General features: G+C 38.9%; 23 protein-coding genes. 2 read left to right on the top strand and 21 right to left on the bottom strand.

What is annotated here, in order from left to right:
- Positions 1-16: 16 nt before the first annotated feature.
- From murD to I2F89_RS04890, 7 genes are all read right to left on the bottom strand, one after another.
- Complete coding sequence (murD, locus tag I2F89_RS04920) at positions 17-1,387, bottom strand: UDP-N-acetylmuramoyl-L-alanine--D-glutamate ligase (RefSeq protein ID WP_086334420.1); 1,371 nt, start codon at positions 1,385-1,387, stop codon at positions 17-19.
- 12 nt (positions 1,388-1,399) lie between these two features.
- Positions 1,400-2,362: a phospho-N-acetylmuramoyl-pentapeptide-transferase gene (gene mraY / locus I2F89_RS04915; RefSeq protein WP_066026042.1), complete on the bottom strand. Its 963-nt coding sequence runs from the start codon at positions 2,360-2,362 to the stop codon at positions 1,400-1,402.
- A 16-nt stretch (positions 2,363-2,378) separates the two neighbouring features.
- On the bottom strand, positions 2,379-4,571 hold the full coding sequence (locus tag I2F89_RS04910) for a penicillin-binding transpeptidase domain-containing protein (protein ID WP_071865929.1): 2,193 nt from the start codon (positions 4,569-4,571) through the stop codon (positions 2,379-2,381).
- Complete coding sequence (gene ftsL / locus I2F89_RS04905; RefSeq protein WP_010735984.1) at positions 4,572-4,970, bottom strand: cell division protein FtsL; 399 nt, start codon at positions 4,968-4,970, stop codon at positions 4,572-4,574. It abuts the gene before it with no gap.
- Between the two features lie 4 nt (positions 4,971-4,974).
- Complete coding sequence (gene rsmH, locus I2F89_RS04900) at positions 4,975-5,934, bottom strand: 16S rRNA (cytosine(1402)-N(4))-methyltransferase RsmH (RefSeq protein ID WP_065095669.1); 960 nt, start codon at positions 5,932-5,934, stop codon at positions 4,975-4,977.
- A 21-nt stretch (positions 5,935-5,955) separates the two neighbouring features.
- On the bottom strand, positions 5,956-6,387 hold the full coding sequence (gene mraZ / locus I2F89_RS04895) for a division/cell wall cluster transcriptional repressor MraZ (protein WP_029594184.1): 432 nt from the start codon (positions 6,385-6,387) through the stop codon (positions 5,956-5,958).
- A gap of 170 nt (positions 6,388-6,557) precedes the next feature.
- Complete coding sequence (locus I2F89_RS04890; protein WP_071865927.1) at positions 6,558-6,926, bottom strand: DUF3397 domain-containing protein; 369 nt, start codon at positions 6,924-6,926, stop codon at positions 6,558-6,560.
- Between the two features lie 209 nt (positions 6,927-7,135).
- Here I2F89_RS04890 and I2F89_RS04885 point away from each other — a divergent pair, with 209 nt between their 5' ends.
- Both I2F89_RS04885 and I2F89_RS04880 read left to right on the top strand, forming a co-directional pair.
- Entirely contained in the window at positions 7,136-8,092 is a 957-nt protein-coding gene (locus I2F89_RS04885) for a magnesium transporter CorA family protein (RefSeq protein WP_010735988.1), read from the top strand.
- Between the two features lie 71 nt (positions 8,093-8,163).
- Complete coding sequence (locus tag I2F89_RS04880) at positions 8,164-8,280, top strand: DUF4044 domain-containing protein (RefSeq protein WP_010735989.1); 117 nt, start codon at positions 8,164-8,166, stop codon at positions 8,278-8,280.
- Positions 8,281-8,364: 84 nt separating this feature from the next.
- On the opposite strand, the gene I2F89_RS04875 is transcribed toward I2F89_RS04880, so the two are convergent.
- The 14 genes from I2F89_RS04875 to I2F89_RS04810 all read right to left on the bottom strand — a co-directional run bounded on the left by I2F89_RS04875 (position 8,365) and on the right by I2F89_RS04810 (position 20,630).
- Positions 8,365-8,718 (bottom strand): hypothetical protein, encoded by a 354-nt coding sequence (locus I2F89_RS04875; RefSeq protein ID WP_195513654.1) that lies wholly within the window; start codon positions 8,716-8,718, stop codon positions 8,365-8,367.
- Between the two features lie 27 nt (positions 8,719-8,745).
- The gene (locus tag I2F89_RS04870; RefSeq protein ID WP_195513652.1) at positions 8,746-10,305 is read right to left on the bottom strand and encodes a hypothetical protein; all 1,560 of its coding nucleotides are present in this window, start codon (positions 10,303-10,305) and stop codon (positions 8,746-8,748) included.
- Positions 10,306-11,161: 856 nt separating this feature from the next.
- Complete coding sequence (gene recN, locus I2F89_RS04865; RefSeq protein ID WP_195513650.1) at positions 11,162-12,841, bottom strand: DNA repair protein RecN; 1,680 nt, start codon at positions 12,839-12,841, stop codon at positions 11,162-11,164.
- A 17-nt stretch (positions 12,842-12,858) separates the two neighbouring features.
- Positions 12,859-13,308 (bottom strand): arginine repressor, encoded by a 450-nt coding sequence (locus I2F89_RS04860; RefSeq protein WP_010735995.1) that lies wholly within the window; start codon positions 13,306-13,308, stop codon positions 12,859-12,861.
- A gap of 99 nt (positions 13,309-13,407) precedes the next feature.
- Entirely contained in the window at positions 13,408-14,229 is an 822-nt protein-coding gene (locus tag I2F89_RS04855) for a TlyA family RNA methyltransferase (protein ID WP_010735996.1), read from the bottom strand.
- An 8-nt stretch (positions 14,230-14,237) separates the two neighbouring features.
- Positions 14,238-15,125: a polyprenyl synthetase family protein gene (locus tag I2F89_RS04850; protein WP_142432945.1), complete on the bottom strand. Its 888-nt coding sequence runs from the start codon at positions 15,123-15,125 to the stop codon at positions 14,238-14,240.
- On the bottom strand, positions 15,122-15,349 hold the full coding sequence (locus tag I2F89_RS04845) for an exodeoxyribonuclease VII small subunit (protein ID WP_010735998.1): 228 nt from the start codon (positions 15,347-15,349) through the stop codon (positions 15,122-15,124). Before I2F89_RS04845 ends, I2F89_RS04850 begins: the two co-directional genes overlap by 4 nt.
- 1 nt (position 15,350) lies before the next feature.
- On the bottom strand, positions 15,351-16,691 hold the full coding sequence (xseA, locus tag I2F89_RS04840; protein WP_071865923.1) for an exodeoxyribonuclease VII large subunit: 1,341 nt from the start codon (positions 16,689-16,691) through the stop codon (positions 15,351-15,353).
- Entirely contained in the window at positions 16,688-17,542 is an 855-nt protein-coding gene (locus tag I2F89_RS04835) for a bifunctional methylenetetrahydrofolate dehydrogenase/methenyltetrahydrofolate cyclohydrolase (RefSeq protein WP_071865922.1), read from the bottom strand. The genes xseA and I2F89_RS04835 overlap by 4 nt, the downstream gene beginning before the upstream one ends.
- Before the next feature lie 93 nt (positions 17,543-17,635).
- Positions 17,636-18,085 (bottom strand): transcription antitermination factor NusB, encoded by a 450-nt coding sequence (nusB, locus tag I2F89_RS04830; protein WP_010736001.1) that lies wholly within the window; start codon positions 18,083-18,085, stop codon positions 17,636-17,638.
- Entirely contained in the window at positions 18,078-18,503 is a 426-nt protein-coding gene (locus tag I2F89_RS04825; protein ID WP_010736002.1) for an Asp23/Gls24 family envelope stress response protein, read from the bottom strand. The genes nusB and I2F89_RS04825 overlap by 8 nt, the downstream gene beginning before the upstream one ends.
- A gap of 212 nt (positions 18,504-18,715) precedes the next feature.
- Positions 18,716-19,780 carry a M24 family metallopeptidase gene (locus I2F89_RS04820; RefSeq protein WP_071865921.1) on the bottom strand — a complete coding sequence of 355 codons (1,065 nt, stop codon included), beginning with the start codon at positions 19,778-19,780 and terminating at the stop codon, positions 18,716-18,718.
- Positions 19,781-19,932: 152 nt separating this feature from the next.
- Entirely contained in the window at positions 19,933-20,178 is a 246-nt protein-coding gene (locus I2F89_RS04815) for a GlsB/YeaQ/YmgE family stress response membrane protein (protein ID WP_010736004.1), read from the bottom strand.
- A gap of 77 nt (positions 20,179-20,255) precedes the next feature.
- Complete coding sequence (locus tag I2F89_RS04810) at positions 20,256-20,630, bottom strand: DUF956 family protein (RefSeq protein ID WP_195513698.1); 375 nt, start codon at positions 20,628-20,630, stop codon at positions 20,256-20,258.
- Positions 20,631-20,725 lie beyond the last annotated feature (95 nt).

Raw genomic sequence — 20,725 nt, 5'->3', positions numbered from 1 at the left:
TTATTATCGCTCGTTTCTACTTTTCTATTTTTAATTTTCTAACGGCTTCCATAAAGCGATCGCCACGGATCTCAAAATTAGGATATTGGTCCCAACTTGCATTGGCTGGTGATAATAAAACCACATCTCCTGGCTCGCTATTTTCTAAAGCTACAGGAACCGCAGCTTCCACAGACTCTGCGGTGCAGATTATTGGTATGCCCGCTTTTCCACCAGCATCCTTCAATTTCTCTTTAGTTTCACCAAAAGTGATCAATCCCTTCACACCTTCAAGTGATGGAATGAGTTCATCAAAGCTATTGCCCCGATCAAGTCCACCGGCGATCAGAATCAATTTTTCCGGTTGAAATCCGCTTAATGCCATCTTGGTCGCTAAGATATTTGTGGCTTTCGAATCATTGTAAAATTTACGTCCTTGGACCTCACCGACATATTGTGTACGATGTGGTACGCCATGAAAATGACTCAATGTTTCTTTTATTTCTTCATTTGAGACATTATATTGTTTTGCAACAGTAATAGCTGCTAACGCATTTTCGACATTGTGTGCTCCTGGAACACCTATTTCTGAGATTTCCATGACTTTTTCTTTGTCGTAATAAATAACTCCCTCAAAAGAATAAGCACCTGTCTCTAAGACTTGATCTGTCGCAAAAGGTAACACTTTCGCTTTTGTTTTTTTACTTAGTTCCTGTAATTCTTTCTGATTCCAATTCAGTACAAGATAATCCTCTGACGTCATGTTTTTTTGCAAATGCCATTTAGCTTTGACGTAGGCTGGACGAGAGCCATGATAGTCGATATGTGCTTCGTAGATATTGGTGATCACTGCAATGTGGGGACGAAGATCAGTAATCCCCATCAATTGAAAACTTGAAAGTTCCATAACAATCTTGTCTTCCGGATTTGCTTCTTGTGCCACACTACTTGCAGGATAGCCAATATTACCAGCTAAACGAGTGATACCTGCTGATTTCCCTGCATTCAACAATAACCCAGTCATTGTTGTTGTCGTCGTTTTTCCGTTGGTGCCTGTTATGCCGATAATTGGGCATTCCGCTACTTCGTAAGCCAGTTCAACTTCCGTAATTACCGGAATACCCATTTCTTGAGCTTTTGCAACGAATGGATGTGTGTAAGGAATACCTGGATTTTTGACCAGCATTGAAAATTTTTCATCTAATAATTCAATTGGGTGACTACCAGTCACTACTTTGATCCCTAAAGAAAGTAATTCTTGCGCTTCAGGATTTTCATCAAACGGTTTTCCATCATTAACGGTGACAAGTGCGCCCAGTTCATGTAATAACTTGGCCGCACTGAATCCACTTTTTGCTAATCCTAATACAAGGACTTTTTTATTTTCATAAGTTGTTATTTTTTTCATTCTCGTCATCTCCTACCATACGATCCACAATGTGATCAACGAAGTAATTACACTTGTTATCCAAAAGACAGTATCTATCTTCCATTCAGACCAACCACTCATCTCGAAATGATGATGGATTGGTGACATTTTAAAGATTCTTTTACCAGTCAATTTGAAAGAAGATACTTGTAACATCACGCTAGCTGTTTCGATGACATACATCAGACCGATCAATAGTAATGTCCATTCCTGATTGAGCATGATCGAGATTGCTGCCAACAATCCTCCTAATGCTAAGGAACCGACATCCCCCATGAATATTTTGGCAGGTTTGCGATTATAGACGAAAAACCCTAGTAAACCACCTAAAACACTCAAGCAGATAATTAAGACATCATACTGCTGTTGGTGCCAAGCGATAACTGCGTAGGTCAAAAAAGAAATACTTCCTAATCCAGCTACTAAGCCATCAATACCATCTGTTAAGTTAACAGCATTGGAAAAGCCAACTAACCAGAAAATCGCGAATAATCCGTACAACCAACTTAATGGAAGATCAATTCCAAAAAAATTCAGTGTTCCAGGGTATCCTTCACCACGATAAACGAGATAAAAGATGATTCCCCCAACAATTTGGCCAATCAATTTTTGCTTTGAGTTCAATCCCATATTTCTTTTCTTGAAGATTTTGATGAAATCATCTAAAAAACCAATTGCTCCATATAGGGCAAGTACAAAAAGTAGGATGAAAAGAGTAGGCGTCAACTGTTGTTGCCAAGCGCCTACCCAGATACCAGTCAAGAGCGCACTGACTAAAAACACCAATCCCCCCATCGTTGGAGTTCCGGCTTTTACATTATGCCATTTAGGTCCTTCCTCACGAATGGCTTGGCCTTGTTTTTTCATTTGAAAATAACCAATAAATAACGGCATTGTTGCAATCGTCATTGCACAACTACTCGCAATGGGAATTAATGTTTGTGTCAAATCCATGCTCTCTTCTCTCCTATTATTCTTTTAGATGGAAACTTAATGTTTCATCAGATATTTTTTCATAAGGTGCGAGGCTTTGTTCTGTACAGTAACCATCACCGTGGAACGTCACTTCGACACCAAGTATTTTTCCTAATTTCATGATATCTGCCTTTGACCAGCCTGTCACATCAGGCATCAATGCAGTACCACCACTATATAAAATCAATTTTTCTCCCGATATCAGCTCATCCCCATTTGCTGTGGATTGCGCTTCTACCTTGTCTCCATCGCCGATGACTACTGGTTGCAAACCGCTCTTTTGTGCATCAGCAGCGGCAATATCAGGATTCAAATTACGATAGTCAGAGACAGTGATATTTTCCGTCTTTTTCTCTTCTGGCGTAGCTGTTTCAGCTTCTTTGAAATCCATTGCTCGTTTCAGTAATGGGTTCGCAATTTTTGCTAAAGCTGTGCGGTCATATGTCTTAGGATGTTTCATTGTCAGATAAAGGACATATTCGGGATCCTCAGCTGGTACCATTTCGACGATCGAATACAAATACGCGGTATCACCTGTTAGATAACCTCCTGTATCAGAAGCAATCTGGGCTGTTCCTGTTTTAGCTGCAATATTGTATCCCGGAACATTATATACTCCGTAAGCACTCCCGTAATTTTCATTTTCTATGACATCACGCATATACTCACGAACTTTTTCTGTCGTTTCTTTCGAAAATGGCTGTCCTAACACTTCCGTTTCAGTAGAAACTTCTTCTCCAGTATTTGGATCAACGATCTTACTGATATAACGTGGTTGGATCATCGTCCCGTTGTTGGCGATCGCGCTGAAAGCTTTCATCATTTGGAAATTCGTGACACCAATCGCTTGGCCATACGCACTCATCGCTTGGTCAACGATATTAGCAGTGGGTAAAGCACCCGCAACTTCATCATCCAACCCAGAGTGAGTACTTTGCCCAAATCCTAGTTTTTGCAAATAGTTATACCACTTGCCACCTAAACGTTGTTCCAGCATTACCATTCCCACGTTACTAGACCATGAAAGAGCTTGACGCATGGTCAGTATTCCTTTTTTACCAAAGTCATGGTCATTGATCGTGGCATCAGCCACTTTGATCTGTCCGGATAGGAAAGATTCATTTTCATCAAATTTACCTTCTTCGATCGCTGCTGCTGTCGTGAAGACTTTGATCGTTGAGCCTGGTTCATAAGAATCTTGTACAAGGATGTTACGCCACACAGCATCTTCACCAGTCAACCCTTCCATCGTCTCAGGATTGAATGTCGGGCGTTGGCTCATCGCAGTGATCTCGCCTGTTTTAGCTTCCATCAATATCGCAGTCAATTCTTCAGGTTGGTATTCTTCATTGACTTGATCCATCAATGTTTCTAAGTAACTTTGCAGACGACTATCAAGGGTCGTATACACATCTTTACCGTCTGTTGCCTTTTCTTCTTCTGCTACAGTACCTGGTAATGGATTTTGGAAATTATCTTTTTGATAGTAGATCTTTCCGTTTTGTCCACTCAAAATATCATTATAAGCAGATTCGATCCCAAGTCGGCCAACTAAACCATTTTCTTCTTCATCCGGTACCGCATAGCCAATAAAATGGGAAGAAAATACCCCACTAGGATACATACGTGCAGGATGGTTATCGAAATAAAGCCCAGTCACATCAGCTGCTTTCATCTCTGCTTCGATGTTTTGTTTCGTTTCTTGGGTGATATTACGTCCATAATTCCCAAACTCTACTTGGTAGAGATTTTGCTCGGCTCCATCGCGTAGCACCTTCAAGGCTTTACTTTTTTCCATTGAAAGGTTTTTACTGATAATATCCGCAAGTGTATCGAAATCTTTTTCTTGTGCATATAATTTTTTGTTTCCAGTCGTGTATGTTTCGGAAAGAATCGCTTTGATCGAGTAAGACGTGGCATCTTCTGCTAGTGCCACCCCATTACGATCAAAAATCGTGCCTCGTTTTGCCTTGACCTCTTCACTACCTTGATAAAGCTGGTTCGTTTTTTCTTCTAGTGATGTGCCAGCCACATGTCCACCGATCACGATGTATGCAAAACGAACGGCAAATAAAAAGAACAATCCAATACTCGTAGCAAATAAAATGATACCTACTTTTTTGCGATTGTTCATCGGATTTAGATTTTTCTTTTCCATAAACCGCCGGAATTTATTTTTAAGACTCATTTACTTCACTTTCCTTAAATTGTCGTCATTGATTGACAACCCTTTTTCTTCTGCGATTTTTTTAACACGCTCGGTACGAGAAAGTTCACTTTTCTCTTGTTCCAAACTGATTTTTTCTTGATTTTTTTCATTATATTCAACCTGTAGCGCACCGATTTGCTTTTCCATACCACTGATATTGGTTCGTAACATCACTGTTAATACGCAAAGTGCGATGACAGAAAAAGCAATACACACTACTGCAAGCTTTTCAAAAATAGAGATTTGCTTCAAGCGTTTTGCTGGAGATTGAGGAAGAACGATTTCTTTCTCTGAGGGTGAATCTGGCAGAGGTTGCTCTGGTAGTTCAATTTCTTGTAAATCATATGGATATTGTTGGACTTTCTTTAGTTCTGCCATTCTTCTACTCCTCTTTCTCTCGTATTTTTTCAGCGATACGCAATTTTGCACTACGAGAACGATTGTTTTCTGCCAATTCTTCTTCAGATGGCAACATCGGTTTTCTCGTTATCACTTTTAATTCAGGTTGGAACTCATCAGGTACGACCGGCAACCCGGGTGGTAAATCTTTGACCGTACTATATTCTTTGAACATGTTTTTGACGATCCGATCTTCTAATGAGTGGAAAGTGATCACACTGATCCGGCCACCGACCTTCAATAAGCGGATTGCTTGTTCTAAGGAGGCTTCCTCCGCACCTAGCTCATCATTGACTGCAATTCGCACAGCTTGAAAAATGCGTTTTGCGGGATGACCGCCTTTTCGTCTTGCTGGGGCAGGAATCACCTGTTTGATGATTTCTACTAATTCCCCGGTTGTTTCAATCGGATGATCTTTTCTCACCCGTTCAATTTCTCTGGCAATTTGTTTTGAAAACTTTTCTTCTCCATAACGAAAGAAAATCTTTACTAATTCGTTGTAAGGATATTCGTTGATCACATGATACGCTGACAAAGGTGCCGATTGATCCATTCGCATATCCAAAGGCGCATCTTGATGATAACTGAATCCACGTTCTGCTTCGTCTAATTGTGGCGAAGACACGCCTAAGTCGTAAAGTATCCCATCGACCTTAGGTACGTATTCAGTCAAGCGCTCTTCAAGCTCACGGAAATTTGCTTTGATAAAAGTGACCATACCTTTTTCGACATACTCAGCCAAGCGGATTTTTGCGTGATCGATTGCTATTTGATCTTGATCAAACGCATAAAGATGACCCTCTGTATTCAGTTGGCTTAATAAGTATTCGCTATGCCCGGCTCCGCCGAGTGTACAGTCCACATAAATTCCGTTCGGTTTGATTGCAAGTCCATCTACCGTTTCTTTTAACATGACTGTATAGTGTTGAAATGTTTCAGTCATTGGTCAGCCTCTTCCTATTTCTTATAATCCGAAATCGATCATATTTTCAGCGATTTCATCAAAGTTTTCTTCCGCAGCTTCTGAAAATTCTTGCCATTTGGCTTCATCCCAAATTTCGATTCGGTTTGACACACCAACAATGACACACTCTTTCGTTATTGTTGCGTAGTTTCTTAATGTATTAGGGATGTTGATACGTCCTTGTTTGTCCAACTCACATTCTGTAGCTGCTGAGTAGAAAAAACGGACAAAGGTTCTAGCGTCTTTCTTTGCTAGGGGCATATCATTGAGTTTCGACTCTAATTCGTTCCATTCGCTCATCGGATAGCCAAAAAGACAGCCATCTAATCCACGAGTCAACACGAATTGTTCGCCTAATTCTTCGCGCAGTTTTGAAGGCACGATCAAGCGACCTTTTGCATCAATATTATGCCGAAATTCGCCCATTAACATCGAAACTACCCCCAATCCTCCACTAACTAAAATCAGTCTACCACAATCCCCCACTTTCTACCACCTTTTATGGGAAATCTGAGAATAACTTTTTGATTAGTAAAAAAAATTTTAACAATCAGGCTGCTAAAAGATTTTTTAAAGTCTTTTAACAGCCTGATTGCGCCATATTAGAGAAACGAAAGGATGTTTAGGACGATCAAAACGAGATACATGACTAAGGTCACCAAAAAAGTAAGACGCCAAGTCATTTTGAAATAACGTGAATACACAAGTTCGTCATAGTAATAAGCTTGGAATATCGCGATACAGATTGCCATTAAAAGGATGGTGATCAATAAAAAGGGCAAAAATGAAGACGTAGCGGTATTACGAGACAATGCGTGGATGCCTCCCCACAAAAAAGGAACGGCTAAATCAGGTGCTTTGACTTTGAAACGACGAGTCAATGCAAATATTTTTACTAGAAATTGACAACCAAAAATCACGATTGCCGGAAAGATGTACCAAAACAATACAAGTGGTGAAAAACTGCCCATTCGACAAATCTCCTTTTTTATCGTTGCGTTCAGTATACGTGATTTAGTTTACACAACGATTTCATTTAGTTTAAATTTATACTGTTTTATTATTTTGTTGCAGCCGTTTTTTGACAAATCAAGATTGATAATCAGTGGGTAGTCTCTTTCAATGTGTTCTTTTCAAGAATTGGTTATAATAGAAGAAAGAAGTATTGAGGAGGTTCCCAATGATAAAGTATTTCACACTTGAAGACCAGAAATTGGTTGATTCAATGGAAGAAACGGCTGAAACCATTTGGTATTGTGTCGAGCGACCAACAGAAGAAGAAATCAATCAATTGATCAAACAGTTCCAAATACCTAAAGATTACCTCACGTCTGTCTTAGACGATGCAGAAAACTCCCGGGTAGAAGAATTTAATCAAGAAAAGCTTACAAAACCAGCATTGGTATTATTGCAATACCCTTTTCCAAAAACTAGTCCTAGCGGATATTTCCAAGTAGATACTTATCCGTTTTCGATTATTCTCACGCCCAAAAAGAAGCTTATCACAATTACGAATCACGAACCACTTTTTTTGAAAAAAGTCTTTCATCAAACGTTTCAAAGAAACGATCTTTCGACAACTCTAAATATTTTTATGCAGTTACTTTGGCAGATCACTCAGTCCTATAACACTTATCTCTCTACCTTACTTGCACAATGTGATCTGTTGGAGACACAACTAAAAGTTTCAACTGAAAATAAACAATTGTATCAAATCATGGATATCCAAAAAAGCTTGGTTTATTTCAAAGAAGCGACTGCCTCGAATCTTGAAGCGTTACAACAATTAGCCGAGAACCAATCGGTAAAAAATAATCACGCGATGATGAATCACCTTAGAGACGTGATCATCGAAACAGAACAAGCAAAGACCACCGCTCGTATCCGCTTGAAGCTTGTCGAACAGATGAACCAAACTTTTTCTGCCATCATTTCAAACAACTTGAATAATATTATGAAAATTTTAACTTCTTTAACGATTATCCTAACGATTCCAACAATCATTGGAAGTATTTATGGTATGAATATTAAACTACCAATTGCCGAAAGGGATGATGCTTTTCTTTGGTTGATACTATTGACCGTGATCATTTCACTTCTGACTACTTATTATTTGAAAAAAGGTAAGTTTTTATAGAGATGCCCTCTTGTAGAATCAGTGAAAAGCATGTAAAATCAAGTTAACAATAATAAATCGAGGTAATCACGATGCGAGAAAAAAAACAAACAAGCACTTTTGCGAAAGTCACAAAATTAGTGATTTGGACAATGTTGATTTTGACAATCGGTTCAGTCGTTCTAACTGCTGTAATCAGTGTCATGTAAAAATAATGGAGGTTGCGCCAAATTTGGCGCAACCTCCATTTCCTGTTATTAGCTATTATCATCAAGAGTCTGTCACATTGGTTACTACATACTTAAACTGACCTCTTTTTTGTTTGTTCTTGGTTGCTGGCTTGCTTGATTCGATATATTTTTATGTTGGCTTTTTACTCTCGCATCACTTGTTAGCATCGCAAAACTTTTCTTATTTTCATTTTGAAATCTGGTCACTGACTGTGTAGACTGACTCGCCTGTTCTTCTCTCAATCTAAACTCTGAAGTTGGACTGTCTTTGGTCTGGGATGAAGGAGCTTGCTGTAAATCTTTCAAAAAATCCTTCAATTCTGCGGGAAAATTATGTCCATCCGATGATTCTATCATTTTTAAAATATATTCACCTGTCGGCGTATCTTTTAAATCAATAGTTTTTTGATTCGCCAAGCTGTTATACAGATCCTGTGATTTATTTTAAGACGGTTGCGTAGGAATCGCCTGTTGATATATTGTAGCCTTAGAACGATAGAGCTGTGCTTGCTCTCCGAACTTGATTAGACTTTCTCCTACACCGTGTGTCAAGCTTTCTTCGTTTTCACCTCTTACATTTTTTGCTTCAAATACAGGATTATCATTGAGATTGCGCAGTTTAACTGTGTCAACTTCTTTTCCTCCATGCGTTGTAAAACTGACCTCTGAATTCGGATCATCTTTTGTTTGGGATGAAGAGGCTTGCTGTAAACCTTCTACAAATTTCTTTGTCATTCCCTGATTTTCCATATAGGTTGTCCGATTACGTGAGTCTGTTCCCTGATTTCGCTTGGATGGTCTTGCTTCAAACTTAGATATGTGATCATTTTGAATACTCTTCAAACTTTGCATTGCCTTATCCTGTAGTTCAATCGATTTCTGAGTTGTATCTACACCTTCCTGTGACAAGTGATTCTTTCCTTTTTGCCAGGACGCTATTCCAGTGCTTGTTGGCTCATTTTCTTCTCGCAATCTAAAATCTGAATTTGGACTATCTTTTGTTTGCGATGAATAGGCTTTTTGTAATCCATCCAAAAATCCCTTTAAAATTTCCTGATTTTCCATATTGGTTGTTCGATTACGTGAGTCTGTTCCCTGATTTCGCTTGGATGGTCTTGCTTCAAACTTAGGGATTTCATAAACAAAAGAAGTCTCATCTTTTTGAATTCTACTTGTATGATTTACTATCTGATCATGTAGTCCACTTGCATCTTTCTTAATTGTATCTACATCTTCCTGTGACAAGTGAAACTTTTCTTCTTGCCAGGAAGTAATCCCATTATTCGTTAGCTCATTGTCTTTTGTTTGGGATGTCTGCTCATGGTTGGATGATCTTACTTCAGACTTAAACATTTCATCTTTTTGAATACTATTCAGAATTTTTACTCTCTGATCATGTAACTCACTTGTGCCTTTCTTAATTAAATAGGAGGCTTCCTTGGAGAGCGCACGGCGATGTCTTGGATTGATCTGTCTACTTCCATTTAGGGATTGTTGCATTACATCACTTGTATTGCGAGATGTATTGCCCTTATGTTCACTAGATTCTTTACGTTTAAATTTCAATGCCTTTTTAGGAACGTACTCACTATTAAATTGTTTAGGAACCGTACCTGTCACATTAGCTAGCCCATTTGATGCTAGAACGTTTTGATCTATACTGACTTGGGGAATGCTCTGTAATACATTACGATAGCTTTGAGTTGCATTTGCTCTAGTATTTAAATCAAACGAAGGATTTTCTTGATTTCTTTCTCCAAATGAGGTGCTTGCATTTCCTACAATTCGATCATTCCTTTGATTTATCGGCTGTAGTGTAATATTTTGAAGAATACCTGTCGAATAATAAAGATAAGTAACAATTGGGTTTGCTCTCACATTTAGGGATTCATTCCCCATGCGAATAGCTAATCTATTCAGATTTTTTTGAGTATTTGTCTTATTAGCGTCATGCATTCGATTAATGAACTTTCCACCTGTTTCTCTGAAATCAATTCCTGGCATATCTTACACTCCTCGCATTATTATGTATTTATTTTGTTCCATTCCTTTTTCTTAGAAAAACTTCTAAAAGTGTACGTTCCTAAATCACCCATTTACAAAAAATTTTTAGATGAATTGTCCCTTCCTCCCTTTCTTGTAGGTATTCTCTATGAGTAAAAATACGACGTAACCACCATTGGGACAAAAACAACGAACAATAATCATTGAGTTTGCTATTTCTATAACAAATAAATCACCAGCGGAAACGAATCATTTACATAGACGATATGACGATACTTTTAATACAATACTTTAAGCGAATCAATGATAGCTTTTATTGATCTAAGAATATTCGTATTATTCATTTACTAATCTATTACATTCTTACAAACCTATCTTTTATCCGTAGTAGTTACACAGATAATATTTCTTGTTTATTTACAGAAATACTTCAGACTATTTATGACATCCTTTTCCTACTAACCTCAAGTATCTGTTCTTAGCGTTCAAAAAAGAATTATTTTCAATAATCATACGTTTAAACTAATTTATGTGTAGTGCTTTTTTTTCAAACATAATCAAAATCTGGGAAAACATTACTACTGACTTTATCTTTTTGTCATTAAACAAAATTTTTATGCTTAAAAATGATAGGACTTTGTAAGCGGATTAACTATTGATTGACTATTGACAGCTTTTGGATTTAAAAATCTCATTCTCAAAATCATAAAAAAAGTATAATAAAATACAATATAAAAATAACCAATTATTTTTTCTGTTGGGAAAGATTTCAACTGTTTTTTTACCTCTATTCCAAAAAAAAGCAAAATAAAATCACCCTAGCCAATGTAGGCAAAGGGTGATTTTTATTTTTTATTTATTTTTTCGCCAAACGTAACAACTCTTTGGCGTGTTCGATCGTTAAAGGCGTGATTTCACTCCCCGCTAACATTCGTGCGATTTCATTTTCTCTTTCAGCTGCGGCTAATTCGGCGACGGATGTTTGTGTTCTTCCGCCGACGACTTTTTTTACAATGTAATATTGATAATCCGCTACCGCAGCCACTTGAGGGAGATGCGTGATACAAAGTACTTGAGAATACTTGGATATTTTCAATATCTTATCCGCAATGGCTTGTGCCACTCTGCCACTAACACCAGTATCAACTTCGTCAAAAATGATACTAGTCACACCTTGTTCAGAAGAAAAAATGGTTTTCAGAGCAAGTAATACTCGTGACAATTCTCCACCTGATGCTACCTTGACTAGTGGCTTCAATGGTTCTCCTGGATTTGTCGTAATATAAAATTCGACAATATCAAAACCTTGCTCATCTAAGCGTCCATTTGCTTGCGTTGAAAAACGAACTTCAAATTCGGTGTTTTCCATATAAAGACTCTTTAATTCGCGCAGAATCGACTGTTCTAAGTCACTTGCGATCGCTTTTCTTGCTTGATGGAGTTCTTCTGCACATTGAAACGCCCACTCTTCTTTTTGGGTCAGTTCATTCTTCATTTTATCAAGTTGACTTTCTGTAAAATCCGATGAATCCAATTCTTCTGTGATTTCTTCATAGTAGGCTAAGATGGCTTCAACTGAATCGCCATATTTACGCTTCAATTGACGAATCGTTTCCATGCGTTGCGTCACTTCTTCCAAACGATTCTCATCTAGTTCAAGCAGATCGATTTGCCTGCTCATATCCCCTACTGCATCTTGCAATAAATAATAGGCACTCTGGATATTATCAAAAATTGCTTCATACTCTGAATCAAGATGGGCAATACTTTGGATCTCGGAAACAGCCATTCCCACCCCATCAAGACTGCTTTGTTCACCTTCACTAAGCGCCCCATAAGCAGTAGCTAAACCATCTACGATTTTTTGATAATTACTTAATTTATCGCGCTCTTCTCGAAGTTTTTCTTCTTCACCAACTTCTAATTGAGCGGCTGCGATTTCTTCTTGTTGGAAATTCAACATATCAATACGTTGGACATAATTTTTTTCGTTTTGTTGGATCTTACGTACTTTTCTTTCAAGTTCACGATACGCTTGATAAGCTTCTTGGTACGCTCTTTTTTTCTGTTGGAATGTCGAGTCCCCAAAACGATCAAGTAACACAAGATGTGACTCAGGTTGTAATAATTCCTGATGCTCATTTTGACCTTGGATATCCACTAAATAACTGCCAACTCGTCGCAAATTCGCTAATGTCACGATATGTCCATTGACTCGACAAACATTCTTACCTGCTAAAGACATATCTCGACGGACGATCAGATTCGAGCCATCAGACTCGATCCCTAACTCTTCCATCAGCGCTTCAAAACCTTCTTGTTTAGGCCACTCAAATAACCCTTCCAGAATACATTTATCGGCACCTTGACGAATATAATCACTTGATCCACGACCACCTGCTAATAAGCCCAAAGCATCAATAATAATTGACTTACCGGCTCCGGTTTCTCCTGTTAATGCTGTCATTCCTTCATGAAACGACAAACGCAATTCAGGAATAATCGCAAAATTGGTGATACTGATTTCTTGTAGCATTGCAATCACTCCTTAGATTAAAGGTAATGCAGAAAATCTTTCTTTAATTGAACAGCATCTTCTTCCAATCGTGTGATCATCAACACATTGTCATCATCGTTGATGATCGAGAACAATTCTTTTTTGTAACGTTTATCGATTAAATTTGCAGCTGCAGAAGCATTGCCCGGTAAAGTTTTTAAAATAACAAATTTTTCCATCTGGTCAACTGCTACAAATGCGTCCTTCAATAGTTTTTCTAGCTTTGTGCTCACATCTTCACTTGTTTCAGCAGGCAGACTATAGCGATAGCCACCATCAACTGCGGGAACTTTGATCAATTTAAGCTCTTTGATATCTCTTGAGATCGTTGCTTGTGTAACAGAAATCCCTTTATTTTTTAATATTTCAACAAATTCTTCTTGTTTACGTATATCTTGTTCATTTAGTAATCGAGTAATCAAACGATGTCGATCTTTTTTTCTCATGCTCAATCCGCTCCTTCACCAATCCTTCTTCTTTCAATGATAGCTTATTTTAAGCGCTTAATAAAGAAGAACTCATAGTCTTTTTTGTCAATTTCTAGACTACCGCTTATGCGTGAATTGTTCATGAGCCATTTCAACGATGTGAGCTGGATCAACGTTCGCATAGATCGTTCCTTTATCTGATACTTTTTTTAAGTGCGCTAAAAATTCAATATTTCCCTCTCCACCTGTAATAGGAGAGTAACTTAGATCTAATACATCAAACCCTTGCTCTGTGGCAAAAGTCAAAATTTGTTCGATGACTTGTTGATGGGTTGTCGCTTCTCGAACAATACCATTTTTACCGACCGCTTCTCTACCTGCTTCAAATTGTGGTTTGATCAATGCAATTACTTCACCCTCTGGTTTCAAAATTGCATGTAATGGCGGTAGCATCAGCTTCAAAGAAATGAATGATACATCAATGACAGCGACTTCTGGCACACCTTGATCAAAGTCTTCAGGTTTTGCATAACGAAAGTTGACACGTTCCATCACGACCACTTTTGGATCTTGTCTGATTTTCCATGCTAACTGATTGTAGCCTACATCTAAGGCATAGCTCATTTTTGCTCCATTTTGTAAGGCAGCATCGGTAAACCCTCCTGTGGATGCCCCAATATCAAGCAATACTTTATCTTTGACTGTTAGATCAAATTGTTTTAATGCTTTTTCTAGTTTCAACCCACCACGAGAAACATACGGCAATTTTTTACCTTTGACTTTTAATTCACTACTAACGGGGATTTTTTCTCCTGGTTTATCAAAACGTTCATTTTTCTCATTATAGATCAATCCTGCCATCACGGAACGTTTTGCTTGTTCCCTTGTTTCAAATAGCCCTTGTTTGACGGCTAATACATCTACTCGTTCTTTTTCCATCCTCTTCCTCACTTCTCATCAAATCGTTTGACCAACTGACGAAGAATCTCTCCATCAAATGAACAAACTTCTTGTTCTAACTTGGCAATGATCCTATTGGCGGAATGGATTTCTCGTTGTAACGCAGCTCTTGTCTGCTCGATCCCTAATAAGCGTGGATACGTATTTTTATCCGCTCGTTCATCCTTGCCAGCTGTTTTTCCTAATGCTTCTGTCGTACTAGTCACATCCAATAAATCATCACGGATCTGAAAAGCTAACCCAAGATGAGCGGCAATTTGTTGTAATTGTACCAAAACTTCTTCTGGTTGTTCTGCTAAAATCCCACCTGCTAGCAAAGCATAACGTATCAAACGTCCAGTCTTTCGTTCATGGATCAATGCTAGTTCTTCTAGCGTCAAATCTTTCATTTCTCCTTGGATATCTGCCGCTTGTCCTGCAACCATGCCTTGTGTCCCAGCACTAACAGCCAATTGTTGCAATAATAACAATTTTGGTGAGTTCGCTAAGTGGGTCATGCTGATCAACTGGAAGGCACCCGTCAATAATCCATCCCCTGCTAAAATTGCGATTGCCTCCCCATAGACTTTATGATTGGTTGGTTTTCCTCGACGCAGGTCGTCGTTATCCATTGCTGGAAGATCATCATGGATCAATGAATACGTATGGATCATCTCTAATGCTGCTGCCACTTGATAAGCTGAAGTATCGATCTTGGCATCAAAAGAAGCCACGGTTGCTAATAAAGCAAGTGGACGGATTCTTTTCCCTCCTGCATGGATCGAATAGATCATACTTTCTTTTAAGCGTTCATCCGAAGTATATTCCGTAATGAAAGAAACCATTTCTTCTTCTACCAAAGGAAGGTGAGTCGCAGAAAAATCGGTTAGATTCATTGTGTCCCCTCTTTCTCGTCAAAAGTGATCTCTTCATTCGTCTCAGTCATCATTTTTGTGAGGGTTTCTTCTGCTTTAGAAAGAGTATCTTGACATTGCTTACTTAATTCCATCCCTCTTTTAAACGCATCTAACGCTGATTCTAAAGGAACATCTCCTTGCTCTAATTGCATGACGATTTTTTCTAATTCTTGCAATGATTCTTCAAATGTTGGATTTGCCATCTTATTCTGTCTCCTTTTTGATCTGTTCCACTTTACCTTTGACCTGTCCATCTGCATAATGAATGACTAACTCATCACCGACTTGGATCTCATCGACACTTTTTGCCACTTGATCATGCAACGTGGTGTAACTATACCCTCTACCCATGATTTTTAAAGGACTAAGTAAATCAAGTGATTGAACCGTCTGTTGAAACTTTTGTTGCTGTTGTTGCATATATTGGTACATTTTTTCTTCTAGTCGTTTTTCTAAGTAGCTTGTTTCTTGCTTGGCTGATTTCACTCGATAAATGGGTGCAACTTGTTGCAACTGATGACTTAAGGTCATGGTTTGTTTTTCTTTTGCATGGTAAATTTGTTGCGTTGCTTGATACAAGCGTTGCCGCAATTGATCTAGTTTGATCGTTTGTCCCTCGTAGAGACGTTCAGGTTGGCGAAAGACATAGGATTGTCTTGAGCGGGCAAACCGCTCTTGTTTTCGTTGGATCTGGCGTAAAAACCCTTGCTCTAAGCGGGCTTGTCTTTCCTTGATCCGCATCAACTCTTCCGATAATACTGGAACAGCCAACTCAGCTGCTGCTGTCGGTGTCGCTGCTCGAACATCAGCCACTAAGTCAGCAATCGTCGTATCTGTCTCATGACCGACAGAAGAGATGCTCGGTGTTTTTGCTTGATAAATCGCACGAGCCACCCGTTCTTCGTTGAAAGGCCAAAGATCCTCGATCGAACCACCACCACGTCCGATGATCATTGTATCAAAATTTCCTAACGCTTCAACGCGTTGGATATTGCGGACGACATCATCTGCTGCTTGGTTTCCTTGCACAACAGTTGGGAACAAAACAAGTTGCGCGATTGGGTAACGGCGTTTGACCGTCGTGATAATATCACGAATGACCGCACCACTAGGACTTGTTAAAACGGCGATGCGTTTTGGAAATCTCGGCAATGCCATTTTAGGTCCAGCAAATAGACCTTCTTTCATCAATTTTTCTTTTCGTTCTTCTAGCTCTTGGTATAACGCACCAACACCATCTGGCTCCATATGTTCCACGTAAATTTGATAAGATCCGCTGGCTTCGTAAAGGGAGATCCGACCAATCACCAACACTTTCATGCCCTCTTTTGGTTGAAAACGTAACTTTTGGAAAGCACCTTTGAACATGATCGCAGAGATTTTTGCGTGATCATCTTTTAAACTGAAATATTGATGCGCATTCGCTCGCATACGGAAATTTGAGATTTCACCAGTTAGATAAACTCTTTCCAGATATGGGTCTGCTTCAAATTTTCGTTTTAAATATTTGGTTAAGGTGGTAACTGTTAAATATTCTTGCGTCATAACTCTCCTCGCTCTGCTTCAGCTGATTGGACCGTTTGTGCCATCAACATCGTGATCGTCATTGGACCTACTCCTTTAGGGACAGGCGTGATATAGCTTGCAAGAGGAGCGACTTCATCAAATTTGACATCGCCGATCAGTTTTCCATTCTCATCACGATTCATCCCCACATCGACAACTACCGCCCCTGGTTTGACAAAGTCTTTTGTCACAAAATGGCCACGCCCAATAGCCACTACGAGTATGTCTGCTTCACGAGTTAACGCTGCAAGGTCTTTCGTTTTTGAATGAGCAATGGTGACCGTCGCATCAGCCATCAACAAAAGTTGCGCCATGGGTTTACCGACAATATTACTGCGACCGATCACTACTGCACGCTTGCCAGTCAAATCAATATCATATGCCTCAAACATCTTCATGATTCCATAAGGCGTACAAGGGATCTTATCAGGATTCCCTGCAAATAAACGTCCTAGATTCAATGGATGGAAGCCATCAACATCTTTTTTAGGATCGATTGCTAATAACACTTTCTCTTCATCAATATGTTTTGGTAAAGGCAATTGTACAAGGATTCCATGGAACCGTGGATCCTTGTTATATTTTTCAATTTCATTTAGAAGCTCATCTTCGGAGATTGTTTGACTATAACGCTCTACTTTTGAATAAATACCTAATTGATTCGCAACTCGTTCTTTGTTACGAACATAGACTTGACTTGCTGGATTTTCTCCAACTAATAAAACAACTAATCCGGGATTGATCTGTCGTTCGTTAAGCTCTTTTACTTTTAACGCAAGTTCTGCTTGCATTTTTTCTGCTAATTCTTTTCCATTCATCAATTCTGACATACGATCACTCCAGATATTTTTGCTTTCATTCTACCATATAAACCACTTGTAACATAACCAGATTTACTAACTATCATAGAAAAAAGCTAGGACTTACGCCCCAGCTTCTAATTCTTTTAACACATTCGATAACATACCATTTACAAATTTACGTGAACGGTCGTCACTGAATGTTTTAGCTAACTCGATTGCTTCATTCAATGCAACAGTTGCAGGCACGTCATCTACGTACATCATTTCGAAAATCGCGATTCTTAAAATAATCAGATCCATTTTGGAAATGCGGTTGATCCGCCAATTATTCTTTAAATGCTTTTCGATGATCGTGTCTAACGATGCTTTTTTTGCACAGACGCCACCAACTAGTGTGTCTAGATATACTGGAACAAATTCTGATTGCTCTTCATTGATCATCTCTTGATGGTCCAACTCGATCGCATTGAAAATTGCATCTTCTTTTGTCAGATCAGTGTTAAAATCTAATGGGAACAATGCCTGTAATGCCATCTCGCGGATCTCGTGTCTTGATAACTCTTTATTCATTTTCTTCCTCTTCGTCCTCAAAAAGTTCATCGATTGCTGGTTGTTCCAATTTTTCTGGTACAACTGCTACGACATGGATATTGACTTCAGCTAATGCAATGTCGGTCATGAACAGTACTTCTTGATGAACACGATCCTGCATTTCCATCGCTACTTTTGGTACTGATACGCCATATTCTAAATAACAATATAAGTCAACTTTCAAACCTTCTTCGTCATTGACTAAATATACACCTTTACCATGCGCTGCGCGACCTAGCAATTCTGTGACATTGCTAGCAAAAGTCCCACGCATTCCGTAGACCCCTTCGACTTTAGAAGCTGCAATACCGATAATGACTTCGATCACTTCTGGTGCAATCACGATTTCTCCTAAATCTTGATTAGCATGTAAGACTAAGTTTTTTTCGTCTGCCATTTTTATTTATTCCTCCTTTTGCCTACGTACATCTTTCACTTCAAAAGCGATGTCATGTACCTAGGAAAACTGTCGCCTGTAAATCAGTCATGCGTGAAAAAACGCGCCGTTTACAATCGCTTGATTTCTCTTATAGTGTATCATTAAATGAGCCCATTTTCTATAACAAAGTCTGAGTTTCGACATTTACATTTATTGAAAAACGCTGATTATCATAAAATAATCAATTCTTTTGGTGAGTGAGTCAATACCCGGTTTCCTTCAGCAGTGATCAATAAGTCATCTTCGATCCGGACACCACCGATTCCTGGTAAGTAGATTCCTGGTTCATCTGTAATGACATTACCCACAACAAATGGTTTCTCTGCTCGCGCAGATACATTAGGACCTTCATGGATCTCTAAGCCGATACCATGGCCAGTGGAATGCCCAAATGCTTCCCCATAACCGTATTTGCTGATGTAGTCTCTTGCTACTGCATCAAGTTGGATACCTGTCACTCCAGGTTTAGCCGCTTCTAGAACTGCCAATTGGGCATCTAAAACGATTTGATAGATTTCTTTCAATTGTTCTCCTGGATCGCCGATTGCAAACGTACGTGTCATGTCAGAAACGTATCCTTCATAGTAGCAACCAAAATCGATCGTGATCAAATCCCCTTGTTCAATGATCTTTTGGCTAGCCACTCCGTGTGGCATTGCTGAACGAACACCACTTGCCACGATGGTTTCAAAAGACACACCTGATGCACCTAGTGAACGCATATAGAAATCTAATTGATTCGCGACCTCGATCTCTGTCATCCCTGGTTGGATCATTTTAAGGATATGATCATAAGCCATATCAGCGATGCTACAAGCTTTTTCAATAACCGCTAGTTCGTCCGCATCTTTTACTTCACGCAATTCTTCGATCATATCAGAAACTGGGATCAACTCTGCATCAAGTAATTCTTCCAATACTGAATACTCTAAAAATGAAACTGTGCGTTCTTCAAACGCTAGATTCTTCAATCCTTCTTTTCGAGTCAAATCAGCGACTTCCTCAAAAATTGGTGCAACATTTTTGATGATCTCAAAACCTTGCGCTTGCGCAGCTGCTTGTTCTGTATAACGGAAGTCCGTAATAAAGAAGGCTTTCTCTAATGTGATGACCGCTAACCCAGTGGTTCCTGTAAAATTAGTCAAATAGCGGAGATTGTAAGGACTTGTCACTAAAAATGAATCTAGATTCGCTTCTCGCATTTTTTTGCGTAACTTTTCTACTCGTAACATCATGTGTAAATTCCTTCTTTCTTTGCACTCTTTTTATCATTATAGCAAACTTTCTTTTTTAAAGGCATAGGAAAGATAAATTCCTTCAATAGAAACGAACAAAGCGTTTTGGCTTGAGCTTTCCACCCAAGTCAAAACGCTTTAGACTTTCATTTCTAAGATCTTTTACCAAAGAAAAATGAGACAACTGCAACTAAGATCACTGCCCCTAAAATAGATGGAATAAGTGCCATACCAGCAGCGCTTGGTCCCCAGTTTCCAAAAATCGCTTGACCGATCGTTGAACCAATCAAACCAGCAATAATATTTGTGATGCATCCCATTGAATTTCCTTTACTTGTGATTGCTCCAGCAATCGCTCCAATGATTGCACCAACAATCAATGTCCATAACCAACTCATCGTATAACCTCCCTCTTTACTCTTTAATTTTATCATAAGAAATAAATAGCAAGCAAACGATGAGGGCTAGCTACAAATCATTTACGCTTGAAAATACCGATTACGCCTCGCTTGACTACGTCGATCAAACTTAAAGAGCGAACCATGTGACTTGGGTCAACATACTTACGGATTGCTCGCAAAACTTCCTTGGGATGTTTTGCAGAAAATGAATAGGTTCCGTTTTTCTTTGTGCGAATCGCAAAACGTGGAATCCATTTTCCTTTGAACATCACCGAGGCAATCACGATATCCACCTCTTCCCATGGAATTTGGACGAATTTCCGCGCATCACGATCATTATAAAATTCAAAACCTTTGTCACCAATCATGATCTTCCCATATTCTGCCACACCTAGATAAGATGTCGCATTCATCGTTAAGTCAACTTTTGTGTTCAGCGATTGTACCATTTCAAGCACTCCATTTCTAATCAATCTAAAGTTACGGTAATCAAAAGTCGTACCGTTTCAATGATTTGGCTATTCGTTCAGTTTAGCCTTACTCT

Source organism: Enterococcus sp. 1001283B150225_161107_E12, assembly GCF_015556925.1.
Lineage (GTDB): Bacteria > Bacillota > Bacilli > Lactobacillales > Enterococcaceae > Enterococcus_B > Enterococcus_B mundtii.
This window is presented reverse-complemented; position numbering and strand designations above follow the sequence as displayed.